Below are 23,739 nucleotides of genomic sequence, written 5' to 3'. Positions count from 1 at the left end.
TCGGGTCTCAGTACGGAAAGGCGTAATCGACGCCGACCAAATAAAGCCCATAGGGCGGGGCAACCTGCCCGCAGGCCTTGCGGTCGCGCGCTTCCAAAGCAGCTTGCAGATCATCCGCCGTCCAGCGACCCACGCCCACTTCCATCAGGCTGCCTGCAAATGACCTGACCTGATTGTGCAGAAAGGACCGCGCTGAAACGCGCATTTCTATCATGTCGCCATTGCGCGTTACATCCAGCCGGTCGAGCGTCTTGACCGGGCTTTTCGCCTGGCATTGCGTAGCGCGAAACGTCGTGAAATCGTGTTCGCCCAATAGCCGCTTCGCCGCTTCATGCATTGCATCGGCGTCAAGGCGCTTCTGCACCCACCATGCGCGCTGATAATCGATAGCCAGAGGCGCACGGCGATTGTGGATGCGGTAGAGATAATGTCTGCTACGTGCCGAAAAACGGGCGTCGAATGTGTCGGTCGTCTTCTCGACATTCAATATGCTGACGCGCTCGTCCGCCATGACCAGATGCGCATTCACCGCATCACGCACCTTGCCCGCGTCCCAATCCTTGGCAAGATCGACATGGGCAACCTGCGCGGTGGCATGAACGCCCGCATCGGTACGGCCCGCAGCGCTCAATGTCAGGTCCTCGCCGCAGAACTTCTTGAACGCCAGCTCGATGGCATTCTGCACCGCATGGCCGTTTTCCTGCCGCTGCCAGCCGACATAGGGCGTGCCGTCATATTCGACAGTGAGCTTGTAGCGCGGCACCGCTTAGAGAACCTTCGTGACCTGCGCGCCACGCAGAAATTCCTGCGCAGGCAATGGCTTGCCGCCGGAACGCTGTAGCGTCACAAGCCGAACGGCACCCTCGCCGCAGGCTACCGTCAGCCGATCATCCAGCACCGCGCCCGGTTCGCCCCTGCCCTCGCCCAGCGTGGAGCGCTGCAATTTCACGCGCTCGACAGTGCCATTGATTTCCATCTCGCACCATGCGCCCGGAAAAGGCGACAGGCCGCGAATGGTGTTGTGCACGTCCTTCGCAGGCTTCGACCAGTCGATGCGCGCCTCGGCCTTGTCGATCTTGGCGGCATAGGTGACGCCTTCCTCCGCCTGCGGCTGCAAGGCAAGGCTTTCGCGTTCCAGCGCGCCCAGCGCGCGAATCATCAGGTCCGCCCCGATCATGCTCAGGCGATCATGCAGCTCGCCTGCCGTCATGTCCGGCGTGATGGCAACCTTTTCCGCCATGGCAACCGGCCCGGTATCGAGCCCCGCATCCATCTTCATGATCATCATGCCGGTTTCCACATCGCCCGCCATGATGGCGCGCTGGATGGGAGCGGCACCACGCCAGCGCGGCAAAAGCGAGGCATGGCCATTATAGCAACCAAGACGCGGCGCATCGAGAATGGCCTGCGGCAGCAGCAGGCCATAAGCCACGACAATCGCGACATCGGCTTCGAGGCTTGCGAAAATCTCCTGCTCTTCCGCGTTTCTGAGGCTCTTGGGCGTGAACACCGGAATGCCGAACTGCTCCGCCTTCTCATGCACCGGCGACTTGGTCAGCTCCAGGCCTCTGCGGCCCGCCGGACGCGGCGGCTGCGTATAGACCGCGGCAACCTCGTAACCGTGACCGATAATGGCGGTGAGGATCGGCACGGAAAATTCCGGCGTCCCCATGAAAACGACACGCATTAAAGCACTTTCCCGGATACGCGCTGGCTGGCGAGCTTCTTGAACTTCTTGATGACCATATCGCGCTTCAGCTTGGAAATATGGTCGATGAAGAGCACGCCGTTCAGATGGTCGATCTCATGCTGCAGGCAAGTGGCCATCAGCCCGTCGGCTTCCATGGATTGCGGCTTGCCGTCGGCATCGAAATATTCGACCTTGACCGTCGCGGGGCGCTCGACCTCGGCATAATAATCCGGGATTGAAAGACAGCCCTCTTCATAGGTGCCGCGCTCGTCGGAAGACTGCACGATCGTCGGATTGACGAAGACATGCGGCTCCTTCGGCTCGCCTTCCTTGGCGAGATCGATGACAAGCATGCGGATCGGTTCGCCCACCTGAATGGCGGCAAGGCCAATGCCCGGCGCATCATACATGGTGTCGAACATGTCGCCGGCAAATTTGCGCAGCTGGTCGTCAAAGCGTTCCACAGGCGCGGAAACCTGACGCAGGACGGGATCGGGAAGGATGACAAGCGGTTTTACAGACATGCGCTTCACGTAATCGCTCGTATGGGAATCGTCAATTACACTTTGCAAAATGTTCCCGTTTTGATCTCATCAAGGCGATACGAATCAGCTAAGCTCTTCCCATGGAAAACCAAAATCTCTTGAATGAGCCGCTTCTGCAGCTCGGCGCCACATCCGTCACGCTCGGCAATATCCTGCTGGCGGGCATTGTCGTGCTGGTGCTGAGCCTCTGCCTTTTTCTGATCGCTGCGGCGCGTTCCGCCCGGCTTCGCGCAGTGGCGGAAGCGCAGGCCGAGGACCGCGCCCGCGACGCGGAATATCGCATGGCCGAAATCCTGAAAGCACAAGCCGAAATGCAGGGCCGCATGCAGACCATGGCGGAAGTATTCGGCTCACGGCAGGCGGAATTGAACCAGTCGATCCGCGAGCGGCTCGACGGCATGACGCATCGCATCGGCCAGACCATGACCGAGCAGACCCGCTCGACGCATGAGAACCTTGCCAAATTGCAGGAGCGCCTCGCGGTCATCGACACGGCGCAGAACAATATCCAGTCGCTCGCCGGTCAGGTGGTGCAATTGCAGGCGATCCTCGCCAACAAGCAGACGCGCGGCGCTTTCGGCCAGTCGCGGATGGAGGCGATCATCGCCGACGGCCTGCCACAGGGCGCCTACGAATTTCAGGCAACGCTTTCCAACAGCACCCGGCCCGATTGCCTTGTGCGTATGCCCAACAACGCGCCCTCACTGGTGATCGACGCGAAATTCCCGCTCGAAGCCTGGAACTCGATGCGTGAAACGGAACAACCGGAGGCGCGCAAGACAGCGGTCGCGCAATTCCGCCGCGACATGGAAATTCATATCAAGGACGTGTCCGACAAATATCTGATCCCCGGCGAAACACAGGACACCGCCTTCCTGTTCGTGCCGTCGGAATCGATCTTTGCGGATATTCACGAGCATTTCGAGGCGCTCATCCAGCGCGCGCACCGGGCGCGGGTCGTTATCGTCTCGCCGTCGCTGCTGATGCTGTCCATTCAGGTCATTCAGGCAATCTTGAAGGATGCCCGCATGCGCGAGCAGGCGCATGTCATTCAGGGCGAAGTGATCCGCCTGATGGAAGATGTCGGCCGCCTGGACGAGCGCGTGCGCAAGCTGCAAACGCATTTCGCGCAGGCCAACAAGGATATTGACGATATTCTGGTCTCTTCCAGCAAGGTGACGAAACGCGGCGCGAAGATCGAGGCGCTGGAATTCGGTCCTGCCCCCACGGAGGAACCTTCGCGGCCACAGGCCAGACCGACCGAACCGGGTCAGCTACGCCTGCGCGTGGTGGATGAGGATTGATCCTGTTTTCCCTCGTCCTTCGAGACGGTGCTACGCACCTCCTCAGGATGAGGGAATTGCGTATCCACTCACCTTCACAAAATCTGTGCTTTTGTTAAATCGTCTGCGTCGATGTTTAACATCGTTGGCCTCATATCATCGGGCTTGCCGCCCCTCATCCTGAGGTGCGGAGCGAAGCGTAGCCTCCAAGGATCAGTGATAGGAAGCCGCTCAAGAACTGACTGGCCGGTCCGAATGACCGAGATCGCGTTCCGGCCAGACGAGATCACGCACGCGCTGCTTCAACACCTTGGCTTCCGGGAAACCGCCGTCGCGCTTGCGCTCCCAGATGAGTTCCTCGCTGCCGTCCGGCATATGAACGCGGATTTCAAACACCCCGCCCGTGCCCGGACGTAGGGCCACTTCCGCCAAATCCTGCCCGAAAGTCTGCAGCAGTTCCTGCGCCATCCACGCCGCCCGCAGCAGCCAGTTGCATTGAGTGCAGTAGGTGATGGAGATGTGGAGAAGATCAGTCATATCTACCCTAGATTAGGAGTAATACCAAGACTTCTCCAAAGCATAGGAGTTACTTTAAAGGCGGCATCTAGTCCAATTTGGTTTTCAGCTATATGCGATTCATTTTTATAGCAGGCCCGAAAAACATCACCCTTTGAAAGCTTCAATTCCACAGCTCCAACTTTATAAAAGACCGCGAGCAAGCTAGAAGCAACATCCCTCAATTTCGACGGGTTCTCCCGCTTAGAATAAATCTCGCACTGTCGCTCAACACTATCCTTCAACTGCCCCTCTCTACCTGCATCATCTACCGCCAAACAAACATCCATAATTATCTCCCGCACAGCTATGGTGCTAACATCTTGTTTGCCAGTTCGGCCTCGTAAAAAGCCGAGGTAAATCTTAAGATGCGGATGGAGTGTTTCCCATTCTCGGCAAAGAGCATCAAACCTCTTCCGAGAGTAATTTGCTTCAGCCTCAGTAACGTTTTTGGCGGAAATCATCGGAGATCCGGCTGATATGTCCAATATTGAGTTTAGAAAAGCAATAATATCTCTCGGCCTATATAAAGTTCTCTCAACTATATATTCAAAAGACTCTACTCTTCTGATGTCAGAAGGAAAAATATCAGAAAATTTTACACCTTGCTTTGTATATACTCTCTTAAACATAAATTCAATTCTTTTGTCCACGACATTTCTGAGACTTTTTTCATTCCACCGAATATCGCAAATCATGCCCTCATATTTTTCCGGCTGAATCCCCTCAACGCTATCGTCATTTATAGACCTTTCATACAAGTCCGTCCTAAGTGCAATAATCACCTTAACGTTTCTTAACTTACGTAAAGATTTAGCAGACTCTATAAGAGACCTTATCAAACTATATTTAATAGAACTATCGACCCAGTCTAGGTCAAGCTCGTCTATTATTACATAGTATTGCTTCTGACGATTATTCATTATTTCATTTAGACTATCTATAGCGCGGGCCAACTCTCTCATTTGCATATCGGAGACAGCCTTCTGTGTACGAGAGATAATCTCTTTCCTCTGCGCCGAGGAAAGATTAAGTTCAGATATCGTTCCTGCCTCTATTTTTGCATAGTCAACACCAAGCATGCTACGCAGTTCACTCTCCAAACGACCAGAGAAAGAATCAGAAATTTCTCTGATAGCTACGTCATGCTCTATCCAAAACTTATCAGAATAATTCTCTAGGTATGACCTCATCCCCACCTTTGCCTGGGAAATACTATCTAAAGCAAAATCAAAAATACTCCTGCTTTCAAAATATTTCTGAATTACTTTCGTGCAGAATACATGCTTCCACAAATATTGAAATAATAACGATAGATTACATCCGTTATCAAAAAGAAAAGATATGATATTGGAGTTCGCTATATAATCAAACGCAATATCCTTAGGATCAAGCCTGATGCAATTACGATTATTTGCCTCTATATTATTTAAAATAGCAGTTTTTCCAGTGCCAGTACGACCCAATAGAATACACTTTGGAGAATCGAAATCTTTTAATTGCTCAACAATAGGCAAATCAACAAAGCATTCCGATAAAAACTGATGATCATCCTCTGCAGCTGGCTCTCCAATATGAATACCTTGGCGCAGTATAATTCTATTCATAAGCGACATTTAAGCCCCCCCAAACCCACCTTAAGGGAACACGATGGTATTAATCAGTCAAGCAATTGAATCAATCATCGCCCATCTTGAGCGCCTGAATAAAGGCCTCCTGCGGGATTTCGACCTTGCCGAACTGGCGCATGCGCTTCTTGCCTTCCTTCTGCTTTTCCAGAAGCTTGCGCTTGCGCGTCACGTCGCCGCCGTAGCACTTGGCCGTCACGTCCTTGCGCAGCGCCGAGATCGTTTCGCGCGCCACGATGCGACCGCCAATCGCCGCCTGGATCGGAATCTTGAACATATGCTGCGGGATCAGTTCCTTCAGCTTTTCGCACAGCGCACGGCCACGCTTTTCAGCCGCCGAACGGTGCACCAGCATCGAAAGCGCGTCCACCGGCTCTTCGTTGACGAGGATCGACATCTTGACCAGATCACCCTCGCGGTAATCCGAAAGATTGTAGTCGAACGAGGCATAGCCCTTCGAGATCGACTTGAGGCGGTCGTAGAAATCGAACACCACTTCATTGAGCGGCAGATCATAGGTGATCATGGCGCGCGGGCCGACATAGGTCAGGTCGATCTGGATGCCGCGGCGCTCCTGGCAAAGCTTCATGATCGCGCCCAGATAATCGTCCGGCGTCATGATGGTTGCCTTGATCCAGGGTTCCTCGATCGCGCTGATCTTCACAATATCCGGCATATCGGCCGGATTGTGCAGTTCCTTCTCGGTACCGTCCGTCATTTTCAGGCGATAGACGACCGAAGGCGCGGTCGTGATGAGGTCGAGATTGAACTCGCGCTCCAGACGCTCCTGAATGATTTCCAGATGCAGGAGACCAAGGAAACCGCAACGGAAGCCGAAGCCAAGCGCCGCAGAGGTTTCCATTTCGAACGAGAACGACGCATCGTTGAGGCGCAGCTTGCCCATGGCAGCGCGCAAGTCCTCGAAGTCAGCCGCATCGACCGGGAACAGGCCGCAGAACACAACCGGCTGCGCGGGCTTGAAGCCGGACAGCATCTTTTCGGTCGGGCGGCGATCTTCGGTGATCGTATCGCCAACGCGCGTATCGGCCACTTCCTTGATGGACGCGGTGATGAAGCCAAGCTCGCCGGGGCCGAGTTCGTCCACCTGAACCATTTTCGGCGTGAATACGCCGGTGCGTTCCACCGGATATTTCGCGCCAGTGCCCATCATGCGGATGGTCTGGCCCTTCTTGAGCACGCCATCGATGATGCGCACCAGAACGATGACGCCAAGATAGCTATCATACCAGCTGTCGACCAGCATGGCTTTCAGCGGCGCGTTGCGGTCGCCTTCCTTTGGCGCGGGCAACTGCGTGACGATGGCTTCCAGCACATCTTCGATGCCGAGGCCGGTCTTGGCGGAAATATGCACGGCCTGCGCCGCATCGATGCCGATGACTTCCTCGATCTGCTGCTTCACGCGCTCAGGCTCGGCGGCGGGCAGGTCGATCTTGTTCAGCACGACCACGATTTCATGGTTGTTGTCGATGGCCTGATAAACGTTCGCCAGCGTCTGCGCTTCCACGCCCTGCGAAGCATCCACCACCAGCAGTGAACCTTCGCACGCGGCCAGCGAGCGCGAGACTTCATAGGCGAAGTCGACGTGTCCGGGCGTGTCGATCAAGTTCAGCACATAATCTTCGCCGTTCTTCGCCTTGTAGGAAAGACGGACGGTCTGCGCCTTGATGGTGATGCCGCGCTCGCGCTCGATATCCATCGAGTCGAGAACCTGATCCTTCATCTCACGCGTATCCAGCCCGCCGGTCAGCTGAATGAGGCGGTCGGCCAGCGTCGATTTGCCGTGGTCGATATGGGCGACGATCGAAAAATTGCGAATATGGTCAAGTGGTGTGCTCATGCGCGCGATTTAACAGCAAGACGCCAAATTTCAAAGGAGTATTCGCGCCAAAAGGCGGGAAAACCGGCAGCTTTCGCAATCGTGACAACAAGTCCCCTTTGCCTTGTGGCAAAAAGGCGATAAATCACCGCTCGAATAGCGTGCTTTCATGCAGGAGTTTAGGATGAAGACCGAACCGAACGAAGTCCACAACAGGCCGAAACTGGTCACCGTTTTCGGCGGCTCCGGCTTTGTGGGGCGTGCGGTCGTGGCGGCGCTGACCAAGCGCGGCTATCGCGTGCGTGTCGCCGTGCGCAAGCCGGAAGTGGCTTATTACATGGCGCCGCTCGGCAATGTCGGCCAGATCCAGATGGTGCAGGCTAATGTCCGTCATCGCGGCTCGGTGGAGCACGTGATCAAGGGCTCCGACCATGTGGTGAACCTTGTCGGCATTCTGGCCGAAAGCGGCCGCCAGCGTTTCAACACGGTTCAGGTGCTGGGCGCGAAAAACATTGCCGAAGCCGCAAAGGCCGCAGGCATCCGCATGACGCACGTGTCCTCGCTTGCTGCCGACGCCAATTCGCCGTCGGCTTATGCACGGACCAAGGCGGAAGGCGAAAAGGCCATTCTGTCCGTCTTGCCCGATAGCGTCATCCTGCGCCCGTCGATCATTTTCGGTCCAGAAGACCGCTTCTTCAATCGCTTCGCCAATATGGCGCGCTTCTCGCCTTTCCTGCCGGCCATCGGCGGCGGCGAGACAAAACTCCAGCCGGTCTATGTCGGCGACGTGGCGGAAGCCGTGGCGCGTGCCGTCGACGGCAAGCTGACGGCAGGCGGCATTTATGAGCTGGGCGGTCCGGACGTGCAGCCGTTCAGGAACTGGATGAAGGACATGCTCGGCGTGATCGGGCGCAAGCGCGTGATCCTTTCCACGCCATGGTGGGTTGCCCGTTTGCAGGCATCGATCCTCGGCCTGCTGCCGAACCCGATGCTCACCAACGATCAGGTGACGCTGTTGAAGTTCGACAATGTGGTTTCGGAAAAGGCCATCAAGGAAGGCCGCACTTTGCAAGGCATTGGCATCACGCCGGAAAGCGTCGACGCCGTGCTGCCGTCCTATCTGTGGCGCTACCGCGTCGCCGGACAGTACACCAAGACCGGCTTTGCCTGATCCATAGTCAAGGCGGAAATGAACAAGGGGCCTCGCGGCCCCTTTTCTTTGGTTCGAGCATTTCCAGCAAAAGTGTCGACAAAAGGCGACACGCTTTAGTTCCAGATCAACAAAGCCGCGAGACCGGCAGATCCGACAATCAGACGCCACCAGGCAAACAGCTTGAAGCCGTGGCGAGACACGTAATCGAGCAGATAGCGCACGACGAAAACGCCGGAGATGAAGGCCATCACGAAGCCGACCCCGATCAGCGCGCCATCGTTGAACGACAGGATATTGCGGCTCTTGTAGAGATCATAGGCAAATGCGCCCGCCATGGTGGGCATGGCGAGGAAGAACGAGAACTCGGCTGCCGAACGCTTGTCCGCACCCAGCAGCAGCGAGCCGACGATGGTGGAGCCGGAGCGCGACACGCCCGGTATCATCGCCAGGCACTGGATGAAGCCGATGGCGAGGCACATAGGCAGCGGATAATCCATCACATCGTGATAGCGCGGGCGCAGATTGAGCTGGTCCACCCAGAGCAGGATGAACCCGCCGATAATCAGCATGATGCAGACCAGCATCGGCGTTTCAAACAGCACGCTCTTGATGAAGCCATGCGCCAGCGCGCCAATGAAGGCAGCGGGAAGGAAGGCAACCAGAACGCCAAGGACAAAGCGCCGCGTGCGGGCATCGCGCGGGAAATCGGTCAGGATTTTCAGAAGTTTCGCCGAATAGACCGTCAGAATGGCCAGAATGGCGCCCAGCTGGATCAGCACCTCGAAGGTCTTTCCTGTGGATTCAAAGCCAAGAAAATGCCCGACCAGCAGCAAATGCCCGGTGGAGGAAACCGGAATAAATTCGGTCAGGCCTTCGATAAGGCCGAGAAATGCAGCTTCCAGAAGATTGAAAATATCCATGAAGTCAGTACCTTGGGATAGTGGGCACGGCGACGGGTTAAAAAGACGGAGCGGGATAGCGGGCCATCGGCTGAAAACACGCATTTCCAGCGATTGCTTGTCTCACGCAAACATAGCCCTTATAGACTTTATATTCCGTTGAGGCGGCGTCGAATCGCTTGATAGCAGGAAATAGCCTGCTGCATGCGCAAACGCCAGCCGCCGTGCAAACTCCGGACGTTCAATTCAAGCTTCAGTCGAGAGTCTCGCGTCGATCATGCTTACGCTTTTTCATCATCCCATGTCTTCGGGTTCGCGCTATGTGCGGCTCATCCTCGGCGAATATGGCGTTGAAGCGGAACTTATCGAGGAACGCCCGTGGTCGCGCCGCAAGGAGTTTCTGGCGCTGAACCCGGCTGCGACCCTGCCCGTCCTTCTGGCGGAAAACGACCTGCCGGTGGTCGGCGCGACGGTCATTGCCGAATATCTGGACGAGACGCGCGGCGCATTGAAGCGCAGCCGCCGCCTCCTGCCCGAAAGCCCGATGGAGCGCGCCGAGGTGCGCCGCCTCGTTGACTGGTTCCTGCTGAAATTCGAAAACGAAGTGACGCGCCACATCGCCCGCGAGCGTGTGTTCAAGCTGCAAATGGCGGCAGAAATGGGCGGCAGCGCGCCGGATTCGACCGCCATCCGCGCCGCCCGCACCAATATCCGCCAGCACATGAAATATATCGACTGGCTGGCCGCGACCCGTGACTGGCTTGGCGGCGCGCATCCAAGCTATGCCGACATGGCGGCGGCGGCCTCCATTTCCGTGCTCGACTATCTGGGCGAAATCGAATGGGGCGAAACCAAAGCGGCGCGTGACTGGTATGCCCGCATGAAGTCGCGCCCGGCTTTCCGCCCGTTGCTCTCCGACCGCGTGCGCGGGCTTGCCCCGGTGGCCCATTATGGCGACCTCGATTTCTGATAGCCGCGAACAAAAACTCAAGCGCTTCCTCATCGAAGAGGCGAAGGCGGTGGGTTTCGACGCCGTTGCCTTCACCACGCCCGATGCAATTCCGCAAGCGCCCGAACGGCTGCGGCAATATATTGCCGACGGCCATCACGCCGACATGGAATGGATGGAGGAAACCGAAGCCCGCCGCGCCGATCCGAGCGTGCTGTGGCCGGAAGTCCGCTCCATCATGATGCTGGCCATGAATTACGGGCCGGACGCCAATCCGCTCGCCGTTCTGGACAAACGAGATCGCGCAGCCATCTCGGTCTATGCGCAGAACCGCGACTATCATGACATTATCAAGGGCAAGCTGAAGCACATCGCGAGCCGCTTCGCCGCGCGCGCCGGGAAGGATGTCAAGGTTTTCGTCGACACCGCTCCCGTCATGGAAAAGCCGCTGGCGCAAGCCGCCGGTCTCGGCTGGCAGGGCAAGCACACCAATCTGGTAAGCCGCGAGCTTGGCTCATGGCTGTTCCTCGGCTCGATTTTCACCACGGCGGAAATCCCGCCCGACCAACCCGATCGCGACCATTGCGGCTCGTGCCGCGCCTGCCTCGACGCCTGTCCGACCAAGGCTTTTCCCTCGCCCTATCGCATCGATGCGCGGCGCTGCATTTCCTATCTCACAATCGAGAACAAGGGCCCGATCCCGCAAGAATTCCGCAAAGCCATGGGCAATCGCATCTATGGCTGCGATGACTGCCTTTCCGTCTGCCCGTGGAACAAGTTCGCGCAGGCGACCAGCGAAATGAAGCTGCAAGCCCGTGACGACTTGAAGGAGCCGCGTCTCGGTGACCTGCTGGCGCTGGACGATCCGGCTTTCCGTACGCTTTTTTCCGGCTCGCCGGTAAAGCGCATCGGGCGCGACCGCTTCATCCGCAATGTGCTGATCGCCGCTGGCAATTCCGGTGATGCCGCGCTTCTGCCGGATGTCGAACACCTGCTGGAAGATGCAGCGCCGGTCGTGCGCGGCGCGGCAATATGGGCCTTGAAGCAACTGGCAAGCCCCGATCACGTGGCCAGCATGCAGAAACGCCTGGCCTCGTCGGAAGAGGATGCTACGGTACAGGCCGAGTGGAATATGGAGGAAGTTTGATGCGTATTTTTCTGTTCGGCGCCGGTTATTCCGCTCAAGGCTTTGCGCGCAGGATGAGCGGCGAAGCGGAGCGCATCGACGGAACCACACGGCACGAGCAGAAATTCCCTTTTCTTGAACAGGCAGGCATAAAGCCCCTGCTTTTCGACGGCCAAACGCCCTCGCCCGAACTTCTCGACCGGCTTGCCCAATCGACCCATGTGGTCGTTTCGATCTCTCCCGGCGAAAGCGGCGATCCCGCCGTCGCCGTGGTTGAGGAAGCGCTTCGCCGTCCCGACAACACCATCCGCTGGATCGGCTATCTGTCGACGGTCGGCGTCTATGGCGACCATCAGGGCGAATGGGTGGACGAAACCACGGCCTGCAAGCCTGCCTCCCGCCGCAGCCTTGAGCGCGTCGAAGCCGAAAAGGCTTGGGGGCAATTGAGCGAACGGCATGGAACGCCCCTGGCCGTGTTGCGCCTCTCCGGCATTTACGGGCCGGGCCGCAACGCCTTCATCAATCTGGAACGCGGCAACGCACGGCGCATCGTGAAAGAGGATCAGGTCTTCAACCGCATCCATGTCGATGACATTGCGGGTTCCTTGCGCTTTCTGGCAGGCACCGACACAGGCGGCATCTTCAACATCACCGACAATGAACCAAGCCCGCCGCAGGATGTCGTCACCTATGCGGCAGATTTGATGGGCGCGACGCCACCGCCGGAAGTCCCCTTCGAGGAGGCCGAACTGACGCCGATGGCGCGTTCCTTCTATGGCGAGAACAAACGCGTCTCCAACCGCCGCATCAAGGATCTCGGTTACGAATTTGCCTATCCCGACTACCGGACAGCCTTTTCGGCCATGTGGCGCGAGGATAGCTGGCGCTGAAGCCGTGTTGCTGCTAAAAGCAAGCCTGCAATCGAACCGGGACAACACAGAATGAGCAGTACCGAACTCGCAACCAGATAAGCCGCAACAGCCTTTCCGACCTGTTGCGGCGTCTGCCCCGGACCAACTTCCCTAAAACGCATCCCGAAGATGCGCGTTTATAAAAGGCAGATCGCCGCCCGATTTTCCTCGAGCGGATGCTTAGTCATGCCTTTTGATAACAAACAAACTCCACAGTGGAGCTATTCCCTGCCGTTCGCGCTGGCGCTGATGGCTCCTTTCGACATTCTCGCCTCGCTGGCCATGGACATCTACCTGCCGGTTGTGCCGTCCATGCCCGCCATCCTGCAAACGACACCCGCCATGGTGCAGCTGACCCTCAGTCTCTACATGGTGATGCTGGGCGTCGGGCAGTTGCTGTTCGGCCCTTTGTCGGACCGTTTCGGACGCAGGCCGGTCCTCGTTGGCGGCGGGCTGGTTTTCGCCCTTGCGTCTTTCGCCCTGGCGATCACCGACAATGCCACGCTATTTGTGGCACTTCGCTTCGTACAGGCGACGGGCGCGTCGGCGGCACTTGTGGCCACTTTCGCAACGGTCCGCGACGTCTATGCAAAGCGTCCCGAAGGGGCGACGATCTATGGCCTGTTCAGCGCCATGCTTTCCTTCGTCCCGGCGCTTGGGCCGATTGCCGGCGCACTGATTGCAAAGGGTTTCGGATGGCGGGCGATCTTCGCCACGCTCGGACTGTTCGGCCTCGCCGCAACGTGGCGCGCCTTGCGCCACTGGCACGAGACGCGACCGAGCAGCACTGCGCCAGCAGCCGGAAGTCTCAGCCGGATCGTGAAGGACTTCCGCTTCTGGACCTATACGCTTGGTTTCGCGACAGCCATGGGCACGTTCTTCGTGTTCTTTTCCACCGCACCGCGCATTCTGATCGAACGCGGCGGCTTCGGCGAGACCGGCTTCAGCTTCGCCTTCGCCAGCGTTGCCGTGGTCATGATCGCCGCCACGCGTATCCTGCCCCGCCATACGCAGAAATGGGGCGCGCGCACCAGCGTGGCGCTGGGCATGGCGACACTTCTCGCCAGCGCCCTGCTTCTGGGCCTCGGCGAAACATTCCTCAAGCCCTCGTTCCTGAGCCTTATCGTCCCGATGTGGCTTGCCGCTTTCGGGATCGTTCTCACCGCGTCAATGACGGCAAACGGTGCGCTTGCCGCCTTTGATGACAGCGCGGGCATGGCGGTCGCGGTCTATTTCTGCATCCAGAGCCTGATCGTCAGCCTTGCAGGAACAGCGCTTGTCATCTTCCTGGCCGGTGATACCGCATGGCCCCTGATCGCCTTCTGCACAGCGATGCCATTGCTGGTTCTGACCTTGCTGGCAAGGCTGCGGCAGCGCTGACGAAATGGCGGTCGGCAGCACAAACTGCCGACCGCCATTGAAGCCCCGCCGTTGACACAGCATAATGCCCGCAATCCGGCTGTCTTGATTCGCAGCCGCAGCGCCCTTTGGCAAAACTGGAATTGCCCCATGATCGCAAACAGATTGAAGAAGTTCGTTCTCGCAGCTTCGCTGGCCGCAATGATCGCTCCCGACTTCGTGCCCATGGCCATGGCGGAAGACATGCCTGCCAAACAGGCCTTTGGCGCACAAGTGCTGCCGGTGCTTACGCAAGACCCGCAATCCATCGGCTTTTATGCCAAGGGATGCCTCGCCGGCGCCGTGGCACTGCCGACGGACGGGCCAAACTGGCAGGTGATGCGCCTTTCGCGCAATCGCCGCTGGGGCCATCCGCGCATGATCGGCCTTCTGGAAAAATTGTCCCGCGATGCCGCACAGGACGGCTGGCCCGGCCTCTTGGTCGGCGACATTTCGCAGCCGCGCGGCGGCCCGATGCTGACGGGCCATGCCTCGCATCAGGTTGGCCTCGACGCTGATATCTGGCTGACGCCGATGCCGAAAAAGCGCTTTACCGACGCCGAGCGCGAGAGCGTGTCAGCCGTATCGATGCTGCAAAAAGATTCGCTCTATGTCGATCCGAAGAAATGGACCCCTGCCCGCACGGCCCTGCTGAAACACGCCGCAAGCTATCCGGAAGTGGAGCGCATCTTCGTGCATCCCGGCATCAAGAAGCAGCTTTGCGACACGGTGACCGGCGACAGAAGCTGGCTTGGAAAGGTTCGCCCCTATTGGGGTCATTTCTACCATTTCCATGTGCGCCTGACCTGCCAGCCCGGTTCGCCCCAGTGCAAGGGACAGCCGAAGGTCGCCGCCGGTGACGGTTGTGACAAGTCGCTCGCCTGGTGGTTTACGGATGAACCATGGAAGCCGGCAAAGCCATCGAAGGAACCGCCGAAAAAGCCGCGTCCGGTGATGGTCTCCGATCTGCCGAAGTCTTGCGCCGCCGTTCTCAATGGTCCTGCGCCGAATTCGGTCGCCGATGTCACCTACGGCGTGCAGTGAGGCTTTTGGCACTTTTCAGGCCTTTGGCGCTTCGCTATAGGCTTAAAACGATTTAGAAAGCCGGAGCGGTGCCGTTCGAACAGAACCGCTGGAACCGCTCCGGCTCTTTATTCAATCGCATTGTCCGACGCAAAACCGTTTCACGCTTTTGCTGGAAATGCTCTAAGTTCCATCGCATTTTCCCACGCAAAACCGTTTCACACTTTTGCTGGAAATGCTCTAATGACAAGGTTATCAACTCGTAAGGTTGCTTATTCATGACGGAACGCCTGCGCATCGCACTGATTGCCCACGACCAGAAGAAGGACGACATGGTCGCCTTCGCAAAAGCGCATGAACAGGCACTGGCCCGCTATGACATCGTGGCGACGGGAACGACCGGCGGCCTCATTCTGGATGCCTGCCCCTCGCTCAGCATTCAGCGCGTGAAAAGCGGGCCGCTCGGCGGCGACCAGCAGATTGGCGCGATGATCGCGGAAGGCACGGTGGAAGTGCTCATTTTCTTCATCGACCCGCTGTCGCCGCTTCCGCACGATGTCGACGTGAAGGCGCTGACGCGCCTCGGCAGCGTCTATGATATTCCGATGGCGCTCAATCGTGCGACTGCCGAAAGGCTGATCAAGGCGCTTGACTGATCGGACACGACCAACCAGCAGGCGAAGACAGGACCAGGGAGAGGACATGCAAGTGACTAGCCACGCCGAACAGGGTTTCCCGTTTCCGGTGCTCGTCGGCGATATCGGCGGCACCAATGCCCGCTTTGCCATCCTCGTGGATTCCAATGCAGAGCCGAAGGAATTTCCCGTTCTCCAGACGGCGAATTACGCCACAATCGATGAGGCGATACAGAGCGCCATTCTCGACCACACCTCGATCCGCCCGCGTTCCGCCATTCTGGCTGTGGCCGGTCCTGTCGACGGGGATGAGATCGACCTCACCAATTGCGACTGGGTGGTGCGCCCGAAAAAGATGATCGCCGATCTCGGTTTCGAGGACGTGACCGTACTGAACGATTTCGAGGCGCAGGCGCTTGCCGTCGTGTCTCTCGGCAGCGATCATCTGGAACAGATCGGCGGCAAGCCCGAAGAAGTGATCGCCACCCGCGTCGTGCTTGGCCCCGGAACGGGGCTTGGCGTTGCCGGGCTTGTCCGCACCCGCCATGCCTGGGTGCCTGTGCCGGGCGAAGGCGGCCATATCGACATCGGCCCGCGCACGACACGTGACTATGAGGTCTTCCCGCATATCGAGCGCATAGAGGGCCGCGTTGCTGGCGAGCAGATTCTTTGCGGGCGCGGACTGCGCAACCTCTATCTGGCCATATGCGCCGCCGACAAGGTGACGCCGACGCTGGAAACCCCCGCCGACATCACATCAGCCGGGCTTGACGGCAGCAATGCGCAAGCCGAGGAAACCCTGCACCTGTTCGTCACCTATCTTGGACGGGTGGCGGGCGATCTGGCGCTGATCTTCATGGCGCATGGCGGCGTCTATCTTTCCGGCGGTATTCCGCAGCGCATTCTTTCCGCGCTGCAAGCCGGTGCCTTTCGCGAGGCTTTTGAGGACAAGGCCCCGCACAAGGCCATCATGCGCGACATTCCTGTCCGCGTGATCACGCACCAGCTCGCTGCCCTTGCCGGGCTTTCCGCCTTTGCGCAGGCCCCTGCCCGTTTTGAAGTCGCGACCGAAGGACGCCGCTGGCGCATCGGAGCATGATTCCGAAAAGTGGGAACCGCCTACGCAGGGAAATCAGTCCACTGGACTGATTTCTGATCCTGCTTCGACCGGGTAAAATCATGCTCAAGCAAAAATTTAGAGCGGGATGTTTTTAAGCTGAACCATCCTCCCGCTCTGAGCAGTAAAGCTTGAGGATGGTCAAGCTGCACGGATAACGTTATAGAAACGCTGCGCTGAAATTGCCGCTGGCTTTATCAGTGCAGCGTTTCCGTATGGGAAGTCGTATTTTCAACGATAGCCGCCGGTCCAGCCGGAGGGCAAAGAGACAAAAAGCGCTTTTGCACGTGAGCCTATTCAAGAAGAAGAACAAGAAGATCGATACGGGCGAAGCCACCCGCGTAATCCGGCGCATGATGTCGGAAAACATCCGCGAATATAAGAAGAACTATTTCATCGCCATTCTCGCATCGCTCATCGTCGGCGCATCGAATGGCGCGCTGGCCTATCTGATGAAGCCGATGATCGACAAGATTTTCTACGAGCAGAATCTCGGTCTGGTCTGGGTCATTTGCGGCACATTGCTGGTCATTTTCATATTGCGCGGCATTTCCGGCTACATACAGGCCGTGGAACTCGCCAAGATCGGCAACAATCTGGTCGCGCGCTATCAGAAGCGCATCTTCGACCATCTGATGAGGCTCGGCCTCGATTTCTACAACGATACCCGTTCGGGCCATCTGGCGGCGCAGATCAACCAGAATGTTTCCGGCATCCGCGATCTTCTCAACATGACGATTTCGTCGATCGCGCGCGACCTCATTTCGCTGATCGGTCTCGTCGGCACCATGTTCTATATGGACCCTGTCCTGTCCATCGCGATTTTCCTGATCGGACCGCCGCTCATTCTGGCTGTCGCCTATATTTCGCGCCGCATCCGCTCCGTCACCCGTGATCTCGTGCATCTTAATTCCCATCTGCTGGGCGCGATGCAGGAATCGATCCAGGGCATTGCCATCGTCAAGGCCTTTACGATGGAGGATCAGCTGCGCGCCAAGATCGGCAAGCTCATCGATCAGTCGGAAGGCCGCAGCAACAAGATCGCCAAGGTGTCCGAGCGCACGACGCCCATTTCTGAAATGCTGGCCGGTTTTGCAGTGGCTGGCGTGCTGGCCTATAGCGGCTATCGCGCCATTCTCGAACAACAGCCCCCCGGCGCGACCTTTGCCTTCATCACGGCAATGCTGCTTGCCTACGATCCGGCGCGCCGCCTCGCCCGCCTTCAGGTCGGGCTGGAAAAGGCGCTCGTCAATGCCCGCATGATCTATGAAGTGCTGGATATAGAGCCGCGCCAGCGCGATGTTCCGGACGCGGTGGAACTGAAAGCAGGCCCCGGCGAAATCCGCTTCGAGAACATTTACTTCTCCTATAACGAGACCGCGCCGGTGCTGCATGGCGTGAGCTTCGTCGCCAAGGCGGGCGAAACCACTGCCGTGGTCGGCGCTTCAGGCGCGGGCAAATCCACCCTCATCAACCTTGTCCAGCGCTTCTACGATCTCGACCGCGGCAAGATCCTGTTCGACGGGCAGGACATTGAGCACGTCAAGAAGCAGTCGCTCCGCCACGCCGTCGCTTATGTCTCGCAGCAGCCCTATCTGTTCGAAGGCACCATCGCCGACAATATCCGCTATGGCCGCCCGGACGCGACGGATGATGAAATCATCGAGGCAGCGAAGCTTGCCCATGCGCATGACTTCATCCTGCAACAACCGCAGGGCTACGATACGCCGGTCGGCGAAAACGGTGTGACGCTTTCCGGCGGCCAGCGCCAGCGCGTTTCGATTGCCCGCGCCATCGTGCGCAATGCGCCGGTTCTCCTGCTCGATGAGGCGACTTCCGCCCTCGATAATGAATCGGAAAAGCGGGTTCAGCAGGCGCTGGAAGGCATCATGCAGAACCGCACGACGATCGTGATTGCGCATCGCCTTTCCACCGTGGTCAATGCGGATCGCATCGTGGTGATGGAAGCCGGTCGCGTGGTGGAAGAAGGCCGTCACGACGATCTCATCGCCATCCCGAATGGCGTCTATGCGCGCTTTTATCAGTTGCAGAGCGGCAATGGCGATATCATCACCGAAAAGACGGCAGAAGAATTGCGGACAGGAGAACCACGATGAGCGGAGAAACCGAGAGCAGCGAAATGGGCCTTGTCGTCGTCGGCGCTGGCGGGCGCATGGGCCAGACCCTGATCCGCACCATCCAGGCCATCGAAGGTGCGAAACTGGTCGGCGCCATCGAACGGTCCAGCTCACCGCTTCTGGGGCGGGATGCCGGCGAAGTCACCGGCATCGGCCCGCTCGGCGTGACGATCACCGACGATCCGCTGCCGGTATTCGCCAAGGCGCACGGCGTCCTTGATTTCACAAGCCCTGCGGCAAGCGTCGAATTTGCAGGCCTCGCCGCGCAAGCCCGCATCGTGCACGTCATCGGCACAACCGGCTGCTCAGCGGAAGACGAAGAGAAAATCCGCGCCGCCGCCCGTCACGCAACCATCGTCAAATCCGGCAATATGAGCCTCGGCGTCAATCTTCTGTCCGTTCTGGTACAGAAGGCCGCGCAGGCGCTCGATCCGGCCGATTTCGACATCGAAATCCTTGAGATGCACCACAAGCACAAGGTCGACGCTCCATCCGGCACCGCCCTGCTTCTCGGCGAAGCGGCGGCGAAGGGACGCGACATTGCTTTGGCGGAAAACAGCGTGCGTGTGCGCGACGGCTATACGGGCCCCCGCGAAACCGGCTCCATCGGCTTCGCCACGCTGCGCGGCGGTTCGGTCATCGGCGACCATTCGGTGATTCTGGCCGGTCCCGGCGAACGCGTTGTTCTCTCGCATCATGCCGAGGACCGGTCGGTCTTCGCGCGCGGCGCGATCAAGGCCGCACTCTGGGCCTATGGCAAAAAGCCCGGTCTCTATTCCATGCTCGACGTTCTCGGGCTGAATGACTGATTTTCTTTACCAATGGAGCGTTGCATATGTCTCGTACTCTCGTCCTGGTCCGCCACGGTCAAAGCGAATGGAACCTCAAGAACCTTTTCACCGGATGGCGTGATCCGGGCCTGACCGAACAGGGCCATGCCGAAGCCAAAGCCGCTGGCCAGCGCCTGAAGGCCGCCGGTCTCAAGTTCGACATCGCATACACGTCCGCGCTGTCGCGCGCGCAAGTGACCTGCCAGCACATTCTCGATGAGCTCGGCCAGTCGAACCTCGAAACGATTCGCGATCAGGCCTTGAACGAGCGCGACTATGGCGATCTGTCCGGCCTCAACAAGGACGATGCCCGCGCCAAGTGGGGCGAGGAACAGGTGCATATCTGGCGCCGTTCCTATGACGTCCCGCCTCCGGGCGGCGAAAGCCTGAAAGATACGGGCGCCCGCGTATGGCCCTATTATCTGCACACCGTGCAGCCGCATGTGCTGCGCGGCGAGACGGTTCTGGTTGCCGCACACGGCAATTCGCTGCGCGCGCTCATCATGGCGCTCGACGGCCTGACGCCGGAGCAGATTCTTAAGCAGGAACTCAACACCGGCGTTCCGGTCATCTACCGGCTCAATGCTGATTCGACCGTTGCCTCGAAGGAAATTCTTGAAGCGTAATCGCTATTTGGCTGTGAATTTATCGGGCGCGCCCGCGCGCCCGACGCCTTTTTCAACGTCAAAAAAGCATCGGCTGAAAAAAAGCTGGCTGAATGTCGAAAACGCGATTGACAGAGGCAGGCCGACCCCTTAGATGGGTCCTCGTCGCCCAGATGGCGGAATTGGTAGACGCACCAGCTTCAGGTGCTGGCGCTCGCAAGGGCGTGGAGGTTCGAGTCCTCTTCTGGGCACCATTTCCAAGTCTTCGGACCACTACCAAGGTTCTGAAGCACCCCAAAAAGCCCGCGCAAGCGGGCTTTTTTGTTTGGGGTTGATGTTCACTGGCCGCAGGCTTTACGCCCCCGATTCACCCAGTATTCTGACAGACGATGCAGTTTTCTCCTTCCGAACGCGCCGCTTTCTTTGAATTGCTGAAATGGCGGCGCGACGTCCGTCACTTCAGCGACAAAGCCGTAGATGATGAGATCATCGAGGCTTTGCAGAAAGCGATGGATTATGCGCCTTCCGTCGGCAATGCGCGCCCCTGGCGCGTTATTTCTGTCGAAAGTGCCGCAACACGTGCAGCCGTCCGCGACATTTTTCTGGAAGCCAACCGGTCAGCCGCTGAGCTCTATGATGGCGAGCGCGCCCAGCAATACCGGAACCTGAAACTGGAAGGCATCAGCATTGCTCCGGTGCAGCTTGCCATTTTCACCGAAACCGCGCCCGTCGAAGGGCATGGCCTCGGCAGGCAGTCCATGGCCGTTACCCTTGAACACAGCACGGCCATGGCAGTCCAGAACCTCAATCTGGCGGCAAGATCGTTCGGGCTCGGCGTCGGCATGGTTTCCATTCTCGATCCGCACGCAATGGAAAAGCTTTTCGAGGTCCAGTCCAGCTGGCACTTCAGCCTCTATCTGTGCATCGGCTGGCCGCTGGCGGATGATGACACCCCGCTGCTCCACAAGAATGGCTGGCAGGAAAACAAGCCGACCGTCTGGCGGCGCGCCTGAGCTTCTTCAACAGTGTGTTGTCAACAGCCCGATGAATTGTGCCTATTGCGCTATTCTCGCAATTGGCGGCACAATCCGCCCGCTGTGCTCAAATATAATAACGGGGAGCGAACATGCGCCGAAAGGGCTTGCTGGAATTCGGCAGGAACAGAACGCTCTATGGCCTGTTCCTGCTCTGCGCGATCTGCGCCATTGCGGGCAGTGTGATGAGCTACAATGGCGAGGATTCAGGCTGGCGCTGGCTGCATTATCTGACCAAGCCAACCGCAACCCTGTTGCTGCTCGCCGCCGTCCTTTGCGCGGGACGCCCCAAATCGAAATCCTACGGATTCGCCATCGCCTTTGGGCTGGCTTTCGCCGCACTCGGGGATTTTTTCCTGATGCTGCCCGGCGACTATTTCATGGCGGGACTGATCTGCTTTCTCATCACCCATTGCGCCTATATCTATGCGCTTTGCCGCGATACGCGCTTTGCCGCGCATAAGGGCGTTTTCGTCCTTTTCGCCATCGCCGCCCTTGCCATCATAGCTGGCCTCTGGTCGTCACTGCCGACGCCCATGAAAATCCCGGTCATCATCTATGCCGCTGCACTCGGCATCATGGCAGCACAGGCGATGAGTCGCGCGCTCGGCACCGAACCGGAAACGCCGCAACGCTACGCCGCATGGCTTGCCGCAGCGGGCGGTCTGTTCTTCATGGCAAGCGACACCCTGCTGGCCTTCGGACGGTTCAGCCTCGACATTCCGCTGAATGGCCTTTGGGTGCTGGCAACCTATTATGCCGCCCAATTCCTCTTTGCCCGCTCCACGGAGGACTTTGCCTATGGCAGTTGAAGAACAGACGCTGCAACTGTCGTTTGAGCGCCTGCGTCACGCCTGGCTTGAGAACCGTCCGGCCTATGAGCAGCGTCTGGATGATCTGAAGCGGCTGCGCCAGGCGCTCGAAAAGCGGCTTGATGAAATGGCGATGGCCATCAGCGCGGATTTCGGCAATCGCTCGCTGCACGAAACCCTGCTTGGCGAGGCCAGCGTCGTCTTTGCCGAAATCGATGATGCGCTGCACAACCTCAAGCGCTGGATGAAACCGAAACGCCGCAAGGCCGGATGGAAAATGTGGCCGGCCAAAGCGGAAATTCGCTATGTCCCGCTCGGTGTGGTTGGGGTCATCGCGCCGTGGAACTATCCCGTCAATCTGGCGCTGGCACCGCTTGTCGCGGCAATCGCAGCCGGAAACCATGTTTTCCTGAAGCCGTCCGAACATACGCCGCGCACGGCGGAGTTCCTGAAAAGCCTGCTTGCCGAAGTTTTCCCGGAAGACCGCGTTACCGTGGCGCTTGGCGATGCATCGCTTTCCGCGCAGTTCGCATCGCTGCCATTCGACCATCTCTTTTTCACCGGCTCAACATCTGTCGGGCGCAAGATCATGGCGGCGGCGGCACCGAACCTGACGCCGGTGACGCTGGAACTCGGCGGTAAATCGCCCGCCATCGTCAGCGAGAATGCCAATCTCAAACGCGCCGCCCGGGCAATCGCGACGGGAAAATTCTTCAATGCCGGTCAGACCTGCATCGCGCCGGATTATGTTCTGGTCCATCAGAGCCAGCGCGACGAATTCGTAAACCTGCTGCGCGCTGAAATGCAGGCGCGCTATGGCGGCTCGTCAGCAGCCAAAGACCAAACCACCATCATCAATGAAGCGCAGGAAGCACGGCTCACGAACCTGCTGACCGATGCCGCGAACAAGAGCGAAGCTGTCATTGAACTTCTCGCCGGTTCCGATCAGCCGCGATTGATGACACCTGCCCTCGTGCTGGAGCCCGCCGCCGACAGCGAAATCATGCAGGAGGAGATTTTCGGCCCGCTTCTGCCAATCGTCAGCTATCGCCTCCTCGACGATGCCATCAGTTTCGTTTTGAAGCTCGACCGTCCACTGGCGCTTTACTGTTTCAGCGACAACACCGCAGAGATCGAAATGATGCTCAGCCGCATTGTCGCGGGCGGGGTCTGCGTCAACGATACGCTCTATCAATTTGCCTGTAGCGACCTGCCATTCGGCGGCGTGGGCGCAAGCGGCATGGGCCAGTATCATGGCCATGACGGCTTTCTGACCTTCTCCAAGGCAATGCCCGTCCTGACCAAATATGCCCCGGCGCCGAGCGATCTCATCAGGCCACCCTACACCGGCCTCATCGACCGGCTGATCCGATTCATCGCAAGATGAGGCCTGGAACCTTGAAGCATGTCTCCAAAAAGCGGGAACCGTTTTATCAGGCACAAAACGCTTTAACAGTGCACTCGCGTCCGGCTCTCGCCGAATTGTGTAGGCAATTGCTATTCAAACAGCTGTACAATCTGACTATATAGAGACGGATGCGAGTTTATCTCACTGTAGAAGTCATCGTCTT

22 protein-coding genes and 1 tRNA gene are annotated in these 23,739 nt (G+C 58.3%); 16 read left to right on the top strand and 7 right to left on the bottom strand.

Annotated features, from left to right (window positions below; genetic code table 11):
• Positions 1-7: 7 nt before the first annotated feature.
• From truA to def, 3 genes are read right to left on the bottom strand one after another with little or no spacing between them, the layout of a single operon-like run.
• On the bottom strand, positions 8-763 hold the full coding sequence (gene truA / locus AC0TNJ_RS08870; RefSeq protein WP_473770878.1) for a tRNA pseudouridine(38-40) synthase TruA: 756 nt from the start codon (positions 761-763) through the stop codon (positions 8-10).
• Between the two features lie 3 nt (positions 764-766).
• The gene (gene fmt, locus AC0TNJ_RS08865) at positions 767-1,687 is read right to left on the bottom strand and encodes a methionyl-tRNA formyltransferase (protein ID WP_473770877.1); all 921 of its coding nucleotides are present in this window, start codon (positions 1,685-1,687) and stop codon (positions 767-769) included.
• A complete protein-coding gene (def, locus tag AC0TNJ_RS08860) occupies positions 1,687-2,214 on the bottom strand; it encodes a peptide deformylase (protein ID WP_122001520.1) in 528 nt (175 codons plus the stop codon). The genes fmt and def overlap by 1 nt, the downstream gene beginning before the upstream one ends.
• 101 nt (positions 2,215-2,315) lie before the next feature.
• Here def and AC0TNJ_RS08855 point away from each other — a divergent pair, with 101 nt between their 5' ends.
• Entirely contained in the window at positions 2,316-3,539 is a 1,224-nt protein-coding gene (locus tag AC0TNJ_RS08855) for a DNA recombination protein RmuC (RefSeq protein ID WP_473770876.1), read from the top strand.
• Positions 3,540-3,749: 210 nt separating this feature from the next.
• Here the strand turns inward: AC0TNJ_RS08855 and AC0TNJ_RS08850 are convergent, their stop codons facing one another.
• The 3 genes from AC0TNJ_RS08850 to lepA form a co-directional block, all read right to left on the bottom strand.
• The gene (locus tag AC0TNJ_RS08850) at positions 3,750-4,055 is read right to left on the bottom strand and encodes an Rdx family protein (RefSeq protein WP_473770875.1); all 306 of its coding nucleotides are present in this window, start codon (positions 4,053-4,055) and stop codon (positions 3,750-3,752) included.
• Positions 4,056-4,057: 2 nt separating this feature from the next.
• The gene (locus AC0TNJ_RS08845; protein WP_473770874.1) at positions 4,058-5,689 is read right to left on the bottom strand and encodes a P-loop ATPase, Sll1717 family; all 1,632 of its coding nucleotides are present in this window, start codon (positions 5,687-5,689) and stop codon (positions 4,058-4,060) included.
• Positions 5,690-5,750: 61 nt separating this feature from the next.
• Positions 5,751-7,559, bottom strand: a complete 1,809-nt coding sequence (lepA, locus tag AC0TNJ_RS08840) for a translation elongation factor 4 (protein ID WP_122001448.1) — start codon at positions 7,557-7,559, stop codon at positions 5,751-5,753.
• Positions 7,560-7,722: 163 nt separating this feature from the next.
• On the opposite strand from lepA, the gene AC0TNJ_RS08835 reads away from it, so the two are divergent.
• Positions 7,723-8,709, top strand: a complete 987-nt coding sequence (locus tag AC0TNJ_RS08835) for a complex I NDUFA9 subunit family protein (RefSeq protein WP_473769789.1) — start codon at positions 7,723-7,725, stop codon at positions 8,707-8,709.
• A gap of 95 nt (positions 8,710-8,804) precedes the next feature.
• On the opposite strand, the gene AC0TNJ_RS08830 is transcribed toward AC0TNJ_RS08835, so the two are convergent.
• On the bottom strand, positions 8,805-9,611 hold the full coding sequence (locus tag AC0TNJ_RS08830) for an undecaprenyl-diphosphate phosphatase (protein ID WP_122001450.1): 807 nt from the start codon (positions 9,609-9,611) through the stop codon (positions 8,805-8,807).
• Between the two features lie 256 nt (positions 9,612-9,867).
• Between AC0TNJ_RS08830 and AC0TNJ_RS08825 the strand changes: the two genes are divergently transcribed.
• The 14 genes from AC0TNJ_RS08825 to AC0TNJ_RS08760 all read left to right on the top strand — a co-directional run bounded on the left by AC0TNJ_RS08825 (position 9,868) and on the right by AC0TNJ_RS08760 (position 23,555).
• On the top strand, positions 9,868-10,560 hold the full coding sequence (locus AC0TNJ_RS08825) for a glutathione S-transferase family protein (protein ID WP_006467595.1): 693 nt from the start codon (positions 9,868-9,870) through the stop codon (positions 10,558-10,560).
• Entirely contained in the window at positions 10,541-11,686 is a 1,146-nt protein-coding gene (queG, locus tag AC0TNJ_RS08820) for a tRNA epoxyqueuosine(34) reductase QueG (protein ID WP_473770873.1), read from the top strand. Before AC0TNJ_RS08825 ends, queG begins: the two co-directional genes overlap by 20 nt.
• Positions 11,686-12,555 carry an SDR family oxidoreductase gene (locus AC0TNJ_RS08815; protein WP_473770872.1) on the top strand — a complete coding sequence of 290 codons (870 nt, stop codon included), beginning with the start codon at positions 11,686-11,688 and terminating at the stop codon, positions 12,553-12,555. The genes queG and AC0TNJ_RS08815 overlap by 1 nt, the downstream gene beginning before the upstream one ends.
• A 207-nt stretch (positions 12,556-12,762) precedes the next feature.
• Positions 12,763-13,956 carry a CmlA/FloR family chloramphenicol efflux MFS transporter gene (gene cml, locus AC0TNJ_RS08810; RefSeq protein WP_473770871.1) on the top strand — a complete coding sequence of 398 codons (1,194 nt, stop codon included), beginning with the start codon at positions 12,763-12,765 and terminating at the stop codon, positions 13,954-13,956.
• Positions 13,957-14,085: 129 nt separating this feature from the next.
• Positions 14,086-15,018 carry a penicillin-insensitive murein endopeptidase gene (gene mepA, locus AC0TNJ_RS08805; protein WP_473770870.1) on the top strand — a complete coding sequence of 311 codons (933 nt, stop codon included), beginning with the start codon at positions 14,086-14,088 and terminating at the stop codon, positions 15,016-15,018.
• A gap of 257 nt (positions 15,019-15,275) precedes the next feature.
• A complete protein-coding gene (locus AC0TNJ_RS08800; protein ID WP_122001455.1) occupies positions 15,276-15,653 on the top strand; it encodes a methylglyoxal synthase in 378 nt (125 codons plus the stop codon).
• Positions 15,654-15,699: 46 nt separating this feature from the next.
• A complete protein-coding gene (locus AC0TNJ_RS08795) occupies positions 15,700-16,731 on the top strand; it encodes a glucokinase (protein WP_473769795.1) in 1,032 nt (343 codons plus the stop codon).
• 305 nt (positions 16,732-17,036) lie between these two features.
• A complete protein-coding gene (locus tag AC0TNJ_RS08790; protein WP_473770869.1) occupies positions 17,037-18,866 on the top strand; it encodes an ABC transporter ATP-binding protein in 1,830 nt (609 codons plus the stop codon).
• Positions 18,863-19,696: a 4-hydroxy-tetrahydrodipicolinate reductase gene (gene dapB, locus AC0TNJ_RS08785; RefSeq protein WP_473770868.1), complete on the top strand. Its 834-nt coding sequence runs from the start codon at positions 18,863-18,865 to the stop codon at positions 19,694-19,696. The genes AC0TNJ_RS08790 and dapB overlap by 4 nt, the downstream gene beginning before the upstream one ends.
• A gap of 26 nt (positions 19,697-19,722) precedes the next feature.
• Positions 19,723-20,343 (top strand): 2,3-bisphosphoglycerate-dependent phosphoglycerate mutase, encoded by a 621-nt coding sequence (locus tag AC0TNJ_RS08780; RefSeq protein ID WP_006472278.1) that lies wholly within the window; start codon positions 19,723-19,725, stop codon positions 20,341-20,343.
• A gap of 146 nt (positions 20,344-20,489) precedes the next feature.
• Positions 20,490-20,576, top strand: a tRNA-Leu gene (locus AC0TNJ_RS08775).
• 135 nt (positions 20,577-20,711) lie between these two features.
• Positions 20,712-21,335 (top strand): 5,6-dimethylbenzimidazole synthase, encoded by a 624-nt coding sequence (gene bluB, locus AC0TNJ_RS08770; protein ID WP_473770867.1) that lies wholly within the window; start codon positions 20,712-20,714, stop codon positions 21,333-21,335.
• Between the two features lie 113 nt (positions 21,336-21,448).
• The gene (locus AC0TNJ_RS08765; RefSeq protein ID WP_473769800.1) at positions 21,449-22,168 is read left to right on the top strand and encodes a lysoplasmalogenase; all 720 of its coding nucleotides are present in this window, start codon (positions 21,449-21,451) and stop codon (positions 22,166-22,168) included.
• The gene (locus tag AC0TNJ_RS08760; RefSeq protein ID WP_473770866.1) at positions 22,158-23,555 is read left to right on the top strand and encodes a coniferyl aldehyde dehydrogenase; all 1,398 of its coding nucleotides are present in this window, start codon (positions 22,158-22,160) and stop codon (positions 23,553-23,555) included. Before AC0TNJ_RS08765 ends, AC0TNJ_RS08760 begins: the two co-directional genes overlap by 11 nt.
• The last annotated feature ends 184 nt before the right edge of the window (positions 23,556-23,739 follow it).

The sequence above is a fragment of the Ochrobactrum sp. PL_is483 genome, assembly GCF_055816855.1.
The sequence above is the reverse complement of the archived record's forward strand: the minus strand, read 5'-3'. Positions and strand labels throughout refer to the sequence as shown.